Origin of the sequence: Deinococcus misasensis DSM 22328, from assembly GCF_000745915.1 — a bacterium.
GTDB classification, from domain to species: Bacteria; Deinococcota; Deinococci; order Deinococcales; family Deinococcaceae; genus Deinococcus_C; species Deinococcus_C misasensis.
In genome coordinates this window covers 1-13,997 of sequence record NZ_KN050784.1, presented here as the reverse complement: position 1 = coordinate 13,997, position 13,997 = coordinate 1, and the positions used below count along the sequence as shown (strand labels likewise).

Annotated in this window: 15 protein-coding genes; 9 read left to right on the top strand and 6 right to left on the bottom strand. The window is 54.7% G+C overall.

Annotated elements, in window-relative coordinates:
• Positions 1–563, bottom strand: a 563-nt coding sequence (locus Q371_RS27645) for a hypothetical protein (RefSeq protein WP_034346397.1), incomplete at its 3' end; no start/stop codon positions are given.
• A gap of 48 nt (positions 564–611) precedes the next feature.
• Positions 612–1,196 (bottom strand): RNA polymerase sigma factor, encoded by a 585-nt coding sequence (locus Q371_RS24865; protein ID WP_034346395.1) that lies wholly within the window; start codon positions 1,194–1,196, stop codon positions 612–614.
• A gap of 270 nt (positions 1,197–1,466) precedes the next feature.
• On the opposite strand from Q371_RS24865, the gene Q371_RS24860 reads away from it, so the two are divergent.
• Positions 1,467–1,787, top strand: coding sequence for an FUN14 domain-containing protein (locus Q371_RS24860; RefSeq protein WP_051965238.1), 321 nt, complete (start codon positions 1,467–1,469; stop codon positions 1,785–1,787).
• 59 nt (positions 1,788–1,846) lie between these two features.
• Here Q371_RS24860 and Q371_RS24855 read toward each other — a convergent pair whose 3' ends face one another.
• Positions 1,847–2,335, bottom strand: coding sequence for an FKBP-type peptidyl-prolyl cis-trans isomerase (locus Q371_RS24855; RefSeq protein WP_034346391.1), 489 nt, complete (start codon positions 2,333–2,335; stop codon positions 1,847–1,849).
• Positions 2,336–2,601: 266 nt separating this feature from the next.
• Between Q371_RS24855 and Q371_RS24850 the strand changes: the two genes are divergently transcribed.
• From Q371_RS24850 to cutA, 8 genes are all read left to right on the top strand, one after another.
• Positions 2,602–3,618: a hypothetical protein gene (locus Q371_RS24850; protein ID WP_034346387.1), complete on the top strand. Its 1,017-nt coding sequence runs from the start codon at positions 2,602–2,604 to the stop codon at positions 3,616–3,618.
• 65 nt (positions 3,619–3,683) lie between these two features.
• Positions 3,684–3,920 carry a hypothetical protein gene (locus Q371_RS24845; protein WP_034346383.1) on the top strand — a complete coding sequence of 79 codons (237 nt, stop codon included), beginning with the start codon at positions 3,684–3,686 and terminating at the stop codon, positions 3,918–3,920.
• A 176-nt stretch (positions 3,921–4,096) separates the two neighbouring features.
• A complete protein-coding gene (gene lpdA / locus Q371_RS24840; RefSeq protein WP_034346379.1) occupies positions 4,097–5,488 on the top strand; it encodes a dihydrolipoyl dehydrogenase in 1,392 nt (463 codons plus the stop codon).
• Between the two features lie 316 nt (positions 5,489–5,804).
• Complete coding sequence (locus Q371_RS24835; protein WP_034346375.1) at positions 5,805–7,700, top strand: bifunctional 2',3'-cyclic-nucleotide 2'-phosphodiesterase/3'-nucleotidase; 1,896 nt, start codon at positions 5,805–5,807, stop codon at positions 7,698–7,700.
• 96 nt (positions 7,701–7,796) lie between these two features.
• Positions 7,797–8,672, top strand: a complete 876-nt coding sequence (locus Q371_RS24830; protein WP_157442937.1) for a hypothetical protein — start codon at positions 7,797–7,799, stop codon at positions 8,670–8,672.
• 528 nt (positions 8,673–9,200) lie between these two features.
• Complete coding sequence (locus Q371_RS24825; protein ID WP_051965237.1) at positions 9,201–10,364, top strand: Rossmann-fold NAD(P)-binding domain-containing protein; 1,164 nt, start codon at positions 9,201–9,203, stop codon at positions 10,362–10,364.
• Between the two features lie 20 nt (positions 10,365–10,384).
• On the top strand, positions 10,385–11,023 hold the full coding sequence (locus Q371_RS24820; RefSeq protein ID WP_034346368.1) for an HD domain-containing protein: 639 nt from the start codon (positions 10,385–10,387) through the stop codon (positions 11,021–11,023).
• Between the two features lie 70 nt (positions 11,024–11,093).
• Positions 11,094–11,420: a divalent-cation tolerance protein CutA gene (gene cutA, locus Q371_RS24815; protein ID WP_034346364.1), complete on the top strand. Its 327-nt coding sequence runs from the start codon at positions 11,094–11,096 to the stop codon at positions 11,418–11,420.
• On the opposite strand, the gene Q371_RS24810 is transcribed toward cutA, so the two are convergent.
• The 3 genes from Q371_RS24810 to Q371_RS27820 all read right to left on the bottom strand — a co-directional run.
• Entirely contained in the window at positions 11,412–12,518 is a 1,107-nt protein-coding gene (locus tag Q371_RS24810; RefSeq protein WP_034346410.1) for a PQQ-dependent sugar dehydrogenase, read from the bottom strand. The two genes, cutA and Q371_RS24810, sit on opposite strands and share 9 nt — an antisense overlap.
• A gap of 69 nt (positions 12,519–12,587) precedes the next feature.
• Positions 12,588–13,613, bottom strand: a complete 1,026-nt coding sequence (locus Q371_RS24805) for an aspartate-semialdehyde dehydrogenase (RefSeq protein ID WP_034346361.1) — start codon at positions 13,611–13,613, stop codon at positions 12,588–12,590.
• Positions 13,614–13,736: 123 nt separating this feature from the next.
• Positions 13,737–13,997, bottom strand: a 261-nt coding sequence (locus tag Q371_RS27820) for a hypothetical protein (protein WP_034346358.1), incomplete at its 5' end; no start/stop codon positions are given.

The following is a 13,997-nucleotide window of genomic DNA, read 5'->3' as shown; positions in this document are numbered from 1 at the left end:
GCTTCGCTCTGGGAATGGATGTGCTGCAGGACTTTCGAGGCAAAGCCTTCGGGTGCGGTGACTTTCAGGGATTGCAGTTCTGTTTTGAGGGCGTCTTCCTGAATGCGTTCTGCGATGCGGGCAGCAAAACCCTCTGGCGCTTTCACTTTGAGACCCTGCAGGTTCTGGGTCAGCAGGTCCTCCTGAATGCGTTCCATCACCCGAGCCGCCAAGCCTTCAGGTGCCTTCAGGGAAGGCAGGTCATGGAGCAGTTTTTGCAGTTCTTGATCGGTCATGGTCGGCTCGCGCAGGGCATAGGTGGGAGGCAGGAAGTTTTCCAGGAATTTGGGAGCGGCTTCGATGAGGGGTTTGGCCTGCTGGATGTTCAACGAAATGGCACTGTAGATGCTGGTGGCGGTGTAGGTGCTCAGCCAGTCGGGGACGTCCAGAAGCGGCAATTGATCCAGAGCGGTGGCGGCATCATAGAATTCCTTGAAACGCGCAAAAAACCCCTCTGGAGGTGGTTGACCGAAATCCAGATGGTTGATGCTGTTCTGGTTGTGAGCGTTCAGGGGCTTATCCATGACAACCTCTATTTCTCGGGCCTGAAGGTTCAGGCCATGTCTTGCACTTCAATCCACCCGTCCTTTGAGGGCTTGGGCGAGCATTTCCTTGGCACGGAACACCCGGCTTTTGGCGGTGCCCACAGCAACGCCCTGAATGGTAGCAATTTCCTCATAACTCATTTCTTCCACGAAACGCAAAACCACAGCTTCACGGTAATCTTCAGGGAGGGTGAGCAGGGCTTCTTGCACCAGTTCGGCGTTCTGGGCCCGTTCGGCCTGCACCACCGGACTGAGCAGGTGCGAGGTGACTTCGAAGCCCACCTCCTCTGCAGCTTCTTCCATGGAGAACTGGGGATGGGATTTGCGGCGGTGTTTCTCGATCTGGGTGTTGCGGGCGATCTGGTAAAGCCACGGCAAGAAAGGCTCGCCGTCTTTGAAGGTGTGGATGCCTTTCCAGGCACGGAAAAACACTTCTTGGGTCAGGTCGAGAGCGTCCTCGTAGTTGCCTTCCAGTCGGAACAGGTAGGTCAGCATCCGGTCCTGATGGGTTTCGATCAGTTGATGCCAGGCGCGCTCATCTCCTTTCTTGAGGAGTTGCAGTTCCGCAGGATGACTGGGGTTGTACTCTGACACTTGCGACACATGATTCATACGCGACCTCTGAGGGAATGGTTCCGCCGATGCGGTCAAAGACAGGACAGGCAGAAAGCAAGCCAGCACTTTCTGAACAGATGTCCGGAAGTTCAATGTGAAATTCTGCTCTGGAAGGCCAGAAAAATGGACATCAACCGGACCGTCTTTTGTATTTTACCTTTAGATGTCGCACCTACCCTGAGAACCCTTACAAAAGGAGGGTTCAGGCATGGACAGTCCAGAGGGTTTCCTCATCCACAACCGTCCATCCAGAGTAGACTTGGCGTTATGGATCTGGATTTCCTCACCCCGTACATCGGGCAACTGTCTTTTGGTGGCGTGCTGGGTTTTGCTGCTGGCTATTTCGTGAAAAAGGTGGGGAAGATGGCCCTGTTTGTGGTGGGGGGCCTGTTCATTTTGTTGCAGGTTCTGGCGGCTTATGGGTTCATCCAGATTGACTGGCTCAGCATCCAGCAGAAAGCCGATCCCCTGTTCAAAGAGGAAAACGTGCGGACCGCCACCGACCAGTTCATGAAGTTGATCACCGCCAACCTGCCCTTTACTGGGGCTTTTGTGGCCGGGTTTGCTCTGGGTTTTCGGGCAGGCTGACCGCTTTTTGGGCAAAAGAAAAGAACTGGCAAAAGCCAGTTCTTTTTGGACTGCTGGAATCAATCTTCGTCGTGAACGTCGGTGCCGTCGGGACCGTGGGGGTGGCCGTGCTCGATCTCTTCCTCGGTGGCTTCGCGGATGTTGACCACTTTGACGTCAAAGTGCAGGGTTTGTCCGGCCAGAGGGTGGTTGAAATCTGCGACCACTTGATCGTCGCGCACTTCGCGGACGGTGAAGGGCATCATGGTTCCATCGGGGTTTTCGGCGTAGTAGGTGGCGCCCACTTCCACGTTGCCTTCGAAGTTTTCAGAGCTGAACACTTCGATGGCTTGCTCGTCCCATTCGCCGTAAGCGTCGGCGGGTTCGATGGTGACGCTCAGGCTGTCTCCCACATTTTTGCCTTCGAGTTCTTTTTCGAGGCCGGGGATCAGGTTGCCTGCGCCGTGCAGGTACAGGAGGGGTTCGCCAGGCTCGGTTTTGTCAATCACGTCACCTTCAATGGTCAGAACGTAATCCAGCTCTACAACTTTGTTTGCTTGAATGCTCATGGTTTTCTCCTTGCTGCCTGAGGATGCACGGACAATGGTGGCTTGTGCGAGACTCGCGGGTGAAAAGTTTCCCGAAAGGTTCCTGAGATACGTTATATAGAATAGCAAGCTTTTTTCGAAACAGTGAGGGATGAAAGTTACGCTTGCTCCCACTTGCGGTCATATATCCAACTGTGATATATCTGAATTGGATAGTTTATGCGTGACGGTCCGGTTTCACACTCTGGAAGGTGATGTCATGGACCAGCCAGCGAGCAGAGGACCCGATGAAATGGATTGAATGGCTTTTGAAACTTTACCCAGTCGCATTCCGGGAACAGTATGCCCGAGACATCTTGCTGAACATTCGGGACATGCACCAAGATGTGCAAGCTTCAGAGGGGCGTGTGGCGGCACAGGTTTTTCTGCTCAGGTCAGGAATGGATGTGATTCAAGTGGCAGTCAAAGAACAGACCAAGGCAAATTTCAGAATGACCCGTCAAACCCTGATGCTGTCCGCAGGATTGGTTTTCACGATGATGGGCACGGTTTCTTATGGGATCTACAATTACCAGAGGCAACAACCCAACCCGGCCATTCTGAGTTGGATGGACCCCAGAGTGCATGTCGAAGAAGTCACCTCAGACCCTGTGTACCAACCCCTGATCCACACCATTCGCAACACGTACTCCACCTCCAAAATCAAAATCTGGTTGGCAAAGCATGACTATGGTTTTATGCGTGGGACAGAGAGCCGTTTGATGGTTTCGGTGTTGACCCGAGATCTGGATCAACCCCTCAACAAACGCCCCCGATACCCATCGAATGACGCTTTGACCGCCCTGTACGAGCAAGCAAATCAATCCAACCCTGAGAAAGCTGCAGCATTTCGCAAGAAGACGCTTGGGATCGCAGAAATGCTGAAATCCCTGCCATTTGACGAGAAAAGCATTTGCCTGACCTCTCCAAGTCGGGTTTTGCCGATCCAGTTTGAACAGCAACCGGGAAAAGTGTTTGAATTCTGGACATTTACCGCTGCTCAACTGGTTTCTTTCCCTGCACATGTGCAGAAACAGATGGCTGACCACCCCCGGAAGAAACCCGTTGCGCCTGAAATCTTGCACACCTTCTTTGGTCAACCGCGGGTCTACTTTCAGAGGGTGGAAGATGAAGCATTGCAGGAGCGTGTGCAGCAGTTGGACTCGATCAAGAGCCAATGGGTGTCCATTGGTTTTGAGAAGATGGCAGGTTGCAACCAGATGGTGGGCAGGTGGCCCACAGGAGGTTGGACCTCTGAACCTTGAACCTCATGATGTCAAGAACATGCAGATCACAAGGTGGATGTTGGCAAAGCCCATATGATAAAAGCATGCCCATTGACCAGCATGACGCTTTAAAAGAACATCCTTTTGAATTTCAAGTCCATTCCGACGGAAAACTGTTCGTTTACCACGAAGGCAAGCATGTGCGCACCTACCGCGATCCTCAGGCCAGCAAAATGCTCAAACAACTGGAAAAAGCCAGTCCAGAGCAGCAACAATTGCTGCTTGCCAAAGCCACTGGAAACTTCAAACGGGGCAACGAGCGAAAGAAATCTAGGTCTTAACGGCAGGGAAGCAGAGGTTTTCACTTTTGAGATCCAGATTTCAGAGGTAAACTGATGAGCGGTAGGTCTCAGGCATGACATCGGCCTGAAACACAGCCGCTGATTTTTGCTTGCCGTGCTGCATGGCAGCCGTTTCAACAGCCCTGAGACTTCAGGGCCTGCGTAAGGAGTGACGAATGGATTACGACGTATTGGTGATTGGGGCCGGTCCTGGCGGATACCACGCTGCGATTCGCGCTGCACAACTCGGGCTGAAAACCGCTGTCGCAGAAATGGGTGCAGTGGGTGGCGTGTGCCTGAACGTGGGATGCATTCCCACCAAAGCCCTCTTGCACGCTGGCGAGCAAATGGCAGAGAGCAAACATGCCAAAGACTTTGGCCTCACCTTCAACGAGACCAAACTGGACATCGCCAAACTGAACGGCTGGAAAGAAGGCATCGTCAAACGCCTGACCGGTGGGGTCAGCAGCCTGCTGAAAGGCAACAAGGTGGCTGTGTTCACCGGAGCCGCCAGCTTTGTGGATGCCAACACCGTGCAGGTCGGAGACCAGAAAGTCACCGCCAAAAACATCATCATTGCCAGCGGTTCTGAACCTGCCACCCTGCCCACTTTCCCCATCGACCAGCAAGACATCGTGGATTCCACAGGTGCTCTGGTGGTGCCTGATCCCATTCCCGGACGGGTCCTGTGCATTGGTGGTGGCGTGATTGGCTTCGAGTTTGCCCACGTGTACAACAACCTCGGCTCCAAAGTCAAAATCATCGAGTTCGCCCCTCAGGTGATTCCCGGTGCAGATGCAGATGCCGTCAAAGAGTTTGTGAAGGCCATCAAAAAGCAGGGCATCGAAATTGAAGTGCGCACCAAAGCCAACCGCTTTGAGAAGAAAGCCGATGGCCTCCACGTGGAAATCGAAAGCGTGGAAACCGGCGAGAAACGCACCGAAATCTTTGATCGGGTGCTGGTGGCTGTGGGTCGCCGTCCCCGTTCCAAGGGCATGAACCTTGAAGGCGTTGGCGTGAAGGTCAGCGACCGGGGCTTCATTGAAGTCAACGACAAACTGCAAACCAACATCCCCCACATCTATGCCATTGGCGATGTGGCCGGAAACCCCATGCTGGCCCACAAAGCCATGAAAGAGGGTCTGGTGGCTGCAGAAGTGATCGCAGGCAAAAAGAGCGCCATGGACGTGGTGGCCATCCCCGGAGTGGTGTACACCAGCCCCGAGTTTGCATGGGTTGGCCTCACCGAGCAGGAAGCCAAAGACAAGGGTTACAAAGTCAAAACCGGGGTGTTCCCCTTTGCAGCCAGTGGCCGTGCCATGACCCTGCAAAGCACCGACGGCTTTGTGAAGATGGTTTCCGATGCCGAAACCGACCTGCTGTTGGGCGTGCACATTGTTGGACCGCACGCTTCAGACATGCTGGGTGAAGCTTCTCTGGGTCTGGAAATGGCTGCCACGGTGTCTGACATTGCCCTGACCATTCACGCACACCCCACGCTGGGTGAGGCGGTGCTTGAGGCTGCAGAGCACGTGCACCGTCAGGCCATCCACATCTCCAACCGCTGAATCTGAAGGCTTTTGGTCCCTCCGGGTTTTCCAGAGGGGCTTTTTGTTTGTAAAGTTTCCTGACCCAGTCGGGGTTTTTCTGTGGCTTCATGGTTCAGGTGCATTTAACAAAAGTTTTACGTATGACTAAAGTCTGGCACGACAACAAAGGGGGCTGTTTTGACATCCCCCTGACGTGGTAAGTTTATTGTCACGTGTGCTTAACCGGGTTGAAAGTGGTCTAGATGCCACTCTCAAAGCCCATGCTTTTTTTCTCAACCAGAGTGTGGTTGACCTTACGGTTGATGGACTCTGGCTGCACACGGAAAGGACAACCATGAAACACCTCAAACACCTCAGCCTCATGCTGATCATGACGGGCGTGGCACAGGCTGCCACCGTGGAGCTCCGCATCATGGAGACCACGGACATCCACGTGAATGTCCTGAACTACGACTACTACCAGGACAAGAGCACCGATGAGTACGGTCTGGCCCGCACCGCCACCCTGATCCGTCAGGCCCGTCAGGAAGCCAGAAACAGCATGCTGTTTGACAACGGCGACCTGATTCAGGGAAACCCCCTCGGGGATTACGTGGCCCGTGTGGACCCCCTGCAAGAAGGCGAAACCCACCCGGTGTACAAAGCCATGAACCTGCTGGACTACGACCTCGGAAACATCGGCAACCACGAGTTCAACTACGGGCTGGACTTCCTGAAGCTGAGCCTCAAGGGAGCCAACTTCCCTTACGTGAACGCCAACGTCTATGACGCCGAGGGCAGAAAGAATTACTTCAAACCCTACCGCATCATCACCAAAGTGGTGCGCGACGAAAACAACGCCCTGCACACCATCAAAGTGGGTGTGATTGGTTTTGTGCCCCCACAAATCCTGCTGTGGGACAAAGCCAACCTTGAAGGCAAAGTCACCACCAGAGACATCGTGGAAACCGCCCAAAAATTTGTCCCTGAGATGAAAGCCAAAGGTGCAGATGTGGTGGTCGCCATTGCCCACTCGGGTCTGGGTGATCCCGATCCCAAAGCACTGGACGAGAACGAAACCGCTGGCCTGTCCAAAGTGCCCGGCATCGACGTGATCCTGTTCGGTCACTCCCACGCTGAATTCCCCAGCGCCACCTACGCCACCTACCCCGGTGCAGACGTGAAACAGGGCACCCTGAACGGTGTCGCTGCCGTGATGCCCGGATTCTGGGGCAACAACCTCGGTGTGGTGGACCTCAAACTGGAGAAAAAAGACGGCAAGTGGACCATTCTGGACCGCAAAGGCACCATCCGTCCCATCTTTGACAAGGTGAACAAAAAAGCTCTGGTGGAAAGCGATCCTGCCGTGGTCCAAGCCGTGGCAGACGACCACCAGCACACCCTCGATTACGTGCGTGGCAAGGTCGCCGATCTGGAAGCCCCCATCAACAGCTACTTTGCTGTGGTGCAGGACGATCCCAGTGTGCAGATCGTGTCTCAGGCGCAGATGTGGTACGCCAAGCGCATGCTGCAAGGCACCGAGTACGACAAGTACCCCATCCTGTCTGCTGCTGCTCCCTTCAAAGCGGGTGGCCGTGCAGGGGCCAGTTACTACACCGACATTCCTGCCGGAACGCTGGCCATCAAGAACATCTCTGACCTGTACATCTACCCCAACACCATCAAAGGGGTGCTGATCACCGGAGCACAGGTGCAGGAGTGGCTGGAGCGCAGCGCTGGACAGTTCAAACAGATCGATCCCAAAGGACCTGCCAATCAGGAACTGATTGACACCAGTTTCCCCACCTACAACTTCGATGTGATCGATGGGGTGACCTACGAAATCGACGTGACCCAGCCCAGCCGTTACAACAGCAAAGGCGAAGTGGTGAACGCTGGTGCACACCGCATCAAGAACCTGATGTTTGAAGGCAAACCCATCAACCCCGAGCAGAAGTTCATTGTGGTCACCAACAACTACCGTGCAGGTGGCGGCGGAAGCTTCCCCGGTCTGAACGGCAAGAACATCGTGCTGGATTCTCCCGATGAGAACCGCGAAGCCATCATCCAGTACATGGTCGCTCAGGGCAAAATCAACCCCACCGCCGACAACAACTGGAAACTGAGCCCCATCCCCGGCCAGAGTGTGCTGTTCCTCTCCAGCCCCAACGCTGAGAAGTACCTGCCTTCCAACGCCAAGAAGATCGGGACCACCCCCGATGGTTTCGCCCAGTACCAGCTCGGCTGGTAAGCTTCAAAAAAGCCAAGTTTCAAAAAAGCATGGCCTCACCCTGCATGGGTGGGGCTTTTTCTTTTGCCATCGTGCAAACCTGTAAAATGACTTTTTGTGAAGCGTTGTCTTGCCTTTTTGCTCGCTCTGGGTTCATGGGGAATGGCTCAACCCTTGCTCTTGCCCGAGGCCCCCAGCCAGATCCACAGCGGTCTGCTTTCTCCTTTTGGACAGCCTCCCATTTCTGAAGGTTACCGTGTGGGACTGAACTTCAGCATCATCAACGAGCAGTCTTACAGCGAGGGAGATTGGGGAAAAATCGGCATTGATGCTGAAAGCTGGGTGCTGGACCTGACCGCCAGAGCAGCAACCCCTGTGGGCGAACTCGGGGTTTCATGGCCCCTGAAATACGTTTGGGGAGGGGTGTTGGATGCCCCTCTGGATGTGTTTCACAGTGCTGTGGAACTGAACCGCATTGTGAATCCAGAACGGGGTCGGAGTCTGGCCTTTTATGAATTGGCCTCTGGTGAGCAGGCTTTTTACGATCAACCTGCTCTGGGTTTGGGGGATCCTGTGCTCAGTTGGTCTTACCCTGTCTCGAATTTCTGGGTCAAAGGGACGCTGGGTCTGCCTCTGGGCACCCCAGAGCAATTCATTTCTGCACGGGCATGGCGCAGCAGTGTGCAGGTGGGATACCAACAAGAAGGATGGGGTCTGGCAGGTCAGGTGGGTTGGGTGCTGGGTGGGTCAAATCTGGCCCCTTTGAAAGAGCAAACACAGTACGGGATCAAAGGCTGGTGGCAGGTTCCTTTTGAGGTGCCTGTGCGTCTGGAATCCGAATGGCGCACCAGTCCTCTGGCGGTGGGTGGAACTTTTGCGGGTTCCACATGGACACTGCGGATGGTTTTTGCAGGTGTGGGTTTTCAGGAAGACCTCACCCCAGCTTTGCCGGATGTTTCCCTGTCCACCGCACAGGAGTGGTCGTGTTTCTGATGGGACGAAGCCAGAGAGCGTGTTAGGGTCAGCGCAAAGTCTGACCTGTGGCATGTCATTGGAAAAAGCGTTCAGCGATCAGCCTTCAGCTTTCAGCAAAAAGCTTCTCCAGAGGCTTTTGCTGTAGGGAACAGCAAAACCAAAAGACACAAAATCAAAGCCACTCAGACTTTCAGCTCAAAAGGCAGCCAGAAAACTTTCCTCTTGGCTGATCGCTGAACGCTGACGGCTGATGGCTCTCTTGGTGCGCATGGCCGCAACTTTGCGCTGACCCTAGAGAGGGTGTAAGACACGAACCTCTAGCTTCATGCCGTCTGGCGAGGTGTAAGACGGTCTACAAAAAGCTTACAAATACGGCATAACCCCTAGCAGAAACTAGGGGTTATTTCGTTTTGATCTGTACGTGAATTTCCGAACATGGGGGGACAGCAGCACAGGTGGCTGGCTGTACCGACGCTGTTCTTGCAGCCCTTTTCACGGACAAGACAACCACAAGCCCCACTCCCTCGACTGCAAAGGAGAGTTACCATGCTTACACCTGTAGACCGCCGCCAGATCGAACCCGAAAAAGCCCACTCCTTTTTCAGCAACGTGCTCCAGCCCACATCTGCCCGAGATGTGGGTTTCATTGTGGTGGGTCATGTGCTGCGCAGCATGCCTCCTTTTCTGAAGGCCCTTGAGCAACTCGGGGACATTTTGGCGGTGGTGCCCAAACCCCGCAGCATCAGCGAAGCCTACTTGCCGATTGTCCAGAGCCAGTACCCCCTGTACTTTCTGGACCGTGAATTCACCAGTGACCGCAACCAGATGATCCAGTTCATCGAAAAAATCCGGCCCTCTGGACGCTTCATGATTGTGGACATCGGAGGGTACTTCCATCAGGTGATTCACGATCTGAAAGAGCACTTTGGGGAGCGTTTCCTCGGGGTGGTGGAGGACACCGAAAACGGCCACCAGAAATACGAGTCGGTGGTTCCCCTGACGGTGCCTTGCCTGTCTGTGGCCCGCAGCCTTGCCAAACGGACCGAAGACTGGAATGTGGGCAAATCCATCGTGTTTTCCGCCGAGGCCCTCCTGCGTGAAGAAGGCCTGCTGTTTGCCGATCAGGTGATCACGGTGTTTGGTTTTGGCAAGATTGGCCAGAGCATCGCCCACAGTTTGCGGGCCAGAGGCTACGACGTGTACGTGTGGGACCTTGATCCCAACCAGCGGATTTATGCCCAGTGCATCAATCATCGGGTGCGAAACCGCATGGACCTGCTGCAAGCCACCGACCTGTTTTTCTGTGCCACAGGCAATCAAGCCCTGACCGTGCAGGACACCCATCACCTCAAAGGGCACAGCTATGTGTTCTCGGTGACTTCGGCAGACGATGAACTCGATCCATTGCTTTTTCAGCGCTGCGACAGCATCCAGAGGGAAGCCCATTTCAGCCGTGTGCGCTTTGGTGAACGCACCTTGCACTTTGGCAACCACGGCAACGCCGTGAATTTCATCCATGGGGCAGAGGTGGGACCCTACATTTATCTGGTGCAAGCCGCCATTCTGGCAGGTGTACAAACCCTTCTGGACGGTGATCCCCCTGTGGGCTTTGTGGGGCAACTTGACCGCCAGACCGAGATGCGCAATGCGGAACTGTTCGAGGCCCATTTCGGCAGTGCCCACAGCACCCAGAGCAGGGGTGTGCTGTGACTCTGGATATACTGCAAGGCATGCCTCAAGACCTCAGTGTGTGGGAAGAACGTTTCAAAGCCTGCCTTTTTGAACATGCCCGGTTTGATGCTGGACACGACCTTGAGCACATCCAACGGGTGGTGCTCAGCGCCAAAAAGCTTGCCTTGCAAGAAAACGCCGATTTGCAGGTGGTGGTTCCTGCTGCATGGCTTCACGACTGCGTGATTGTGCCCAAGGATTCCCCCCTGCGCAAACAGGCATCCAGACTGGCAGCAGATCAGGCCATCGAACACCTGTCCAAAATGGGCCATCCGGCATCCTTTTTTCCAGCCATCCACCATGCCATTCATGCCCACAGTTTCTCAGCAGGCATTGCCCCAGAGACACTGGAAGCCAAAATCGTGCAGGATGCAGACCGTCTGGACGCTCTGGGAGCCATCGGCATCGCAAGGTGCCTGATGCTCGGGGGCAGCATGGGACGTGCGCTGTACCACCCAGAAGACCCGTTTGGACACCACCGGGAGCATGACGACCTGACCTACACCATCGACCACTTTTACCTGAAACTGTTCAAACTTCCCGGGCAAATGCACACACAGGCGGCCCGGGAAGAAGGGGAGAGGAGGGTTGTGGTGATGCGTGGGTTTCTGGAGCAACTCGGGCGTGAGGTGGGCTGAGACAAAGACATCTCCATCAAAGGCCATGATCTTGGCCTTTGATGTTTCGCATGAATTCTATACTCAAATCATGACCTCCCATCAAATCGTTCTGGTCACCACCCCGAGCATGGAGGTGGCACAGCCTCTGGCCCGCACTTTGCTTGAGGAGCACCTGTGTGCCTGCATCAACCTGATCCCGCAAATCCTCAGCCTTTACCACTGGGAAGGGGAGATCCAACAGGATCAGGAGGTCTTGATGGTCATCAAAACCGAAACCGCAAAATACGCTGCCTTGCAGCAGCGCATTCTGGAATTGCACCCTTACGACACCCCAGAGGTGGTGGCTCTGGACATTGCACAGGGCAGCGAAAAGTATCTGGCGTGGATCTCTGGAAGCCTCAAGCCTTCACTTTGAAAGCTTGTAAAGGGCTCCATTGTAATCGGTGAGGTACACCTCGCCGTCCTCGTCTTCACCGAAACTGCTGATTTGCATTCCGGTGTTGATCAGCAGTTTGTTGCTCCACTTGTTGTCAGAGGAGGTCAGGCCCCACAGTTTACCGGTGCCAAAATCCCCGAACAGGTACGTGCCTTTCAGGTCTGCAAGGGCTTTGCCTCTGTACACCACCCCTCCAGTGATGGAGACCCCTTCAGAACGGGGATACACATGGACCGGTTTGACCAGATTCCCTTTGTCGCAGTTGTCAGACGGGTTGTAGCACTGGTTGCCTTCCATCAAACGCCAGCCGTAATTTTCACCACCCTTGGAATTGGCCTTCTGGAAGTTCACCTCTTCCAGCGCATTTTGACCCACATCTGCGATCCAGAGGTCTCCGGTCTGGCGGTCAAAACTGTACTTCCAGGGGTTGCGGAGGCCGTAAGCCCAGATCTCATCTTTGCCGTCTTTGCCCACAAAGGGATTGTCCTTTGGCACCTTGTAAGGCAAGGAACCCACGTCCAGACGCAGCATCTTGCCCAGCAAGGTGTTCATGTTCTGGCCATTGTTCTGGGGATCTCCACCTGAGCCCCCGTCTCCCAGACCGATGTACAGGTAACCGTCCTTGCCAAAAGCCAGGTGGCCCCCATTGTGGTTGGCGTAAGGTTGTTCAACGCTCAGCACCTTCTGGGCGCTTTTGGGATCTGCCTCATTGGGGTTGTTGCCCACTTTGTAACGTGCAATCTGGGTGTCTCCATTGCGGTCGGTGTAATTGATGAAAAAATAACCGGACTTCTTGAAATCCGGTGCGAAAGCCAGCCCAAGCAAACCCCGTTCTCCGCCAGCGCGGGTCAGGGAACGCACGTCCAGAAAAGGCTCTGGAAGCACTTTTCCATTCTGGACAATGCGGACCAAGCCCCCTTGCTGCACCACAAACAGGCGGTCGGTTCCGTCCAGAGCACTGACCACCCCGAGCGGTTGATTGAAGCCCTCTGCCACCTTTTGCAAGCGGTAATCCGCTGCAAAACTGCAAGATGCCAGCAAAACCAGTCCCAAAACAAGTGAGTTCCTGCGTTGCATGTGAAACACCTCCGTTTCTCCAAATTACGGGAAACGGAGGTGAGGTTTAAAAGCCAAACTTACAAAAGTTTACAGCGCTACAGTTTCAGGGGTGGGCAATGCCCCTTTGGCCTGCATGTATTCAGCGATTTGCACAGCATTCAGGGCTGCACCTTTCAGAAGCTGGTCGCCAGAGACAAACAGTTCCAGACCGCCATCAAACACCAGACTGGTGCGGATGCGGCCCACTTCCACGTCGTACTTGCCACTGGCGTTCAGGGGCATGGGGTAGACCTTGTTCTCGGGCTCATCCACGAGTTTGACGCCGGGGGCCTGCGAAAGGATCTGGCGGGCTTCCTCGGGGGTGGCGGGTTTTTCCAGCTCCAGAGTGATGGCTTCGCTGTGGGCACGCAGGGTGGGAATGCGCACTGCGGTGCAGGACACTTTGAAAGAGTCATCCCCGAAGATCTTGTGGGTTTCCCAGACCACTTTCATTTCCTCTTTGGTGTAACCGTTGTCCTGGAAGGAATCGATGTGGGGGATCAGGTTGAAGGGGATGGGGTGGGCAAACACCTGATTTTGCACGGGTTTGCCTTCAAAGTAATGCTGGGTTTCTTGCAGCAACTCGTCCATGCCTTTGGCTCCGGCTCCACTGGTCGCCTGATAGGTGGACACAATCATGCGTTTGACCTTGAAGGCCTGATGCAGAGGATACACAGCCACAGCAGCAATCGCGGTGGTGCAGTTGGGGTTGGCGATGATGCCTTTGTGTTGCAGGGCGGCGTCGCCGTTGATCTCTGGAACCACCAGAGGAACATCTTTGTCGTAACGGAAAGCGCTGGAGTTGTCGATGACCACTGCGCCTCCGGCCACCCATTTGGGGGCCTGGGATTTGGAGATGCTGCCTCCAGCGGAAGCCAGAATCACATCGGCGTCGATGGCCCCTTCAGGCATGACTTCCACGGTCAGGTCCTGTCCTTTGAATTTCAGGGTGCTGCCTGCACTGCGGGGGGAGGCATACAGCCTCAGTTCGCTGAACTTCAGGGGACTGTTTTCCAGCACCCGTAAAAATTCGTGTCCGACGGCTCCGGTTGCTCCAACGATGGCTACACGCATACTGTCCTCCTTGCCTGCGTCTTCTAAACGAAAACCTGCCGTCTCAGGCAGGTTTCAAGCGGCAACGTTTTGTAACGTTACCGCCTATTGACCCTTGGGGAATTTGATGAAGTTTTGGACGGTTCAGAGGCCGAAAAACTGCTGGAAAAGTTTGACCCTCTTTTGTTCCCAGGTCCCCATATTCCAGCGGAATAACTGTCCCTCATGAAACATGGCACTTACACCTGACGTCAGCACCAGATCTGCTTCCTCTGTCACAGGTCGGTGGTCCTCAAACCACAGCAATTCCCGATCCAGAAGCAGCGATTCTACCTCCCCCCGGCTGAACGGTGCCAATGGCCAGTCAGCCGCGAAATCAGGATCCTGACCATAACCCCTTACATT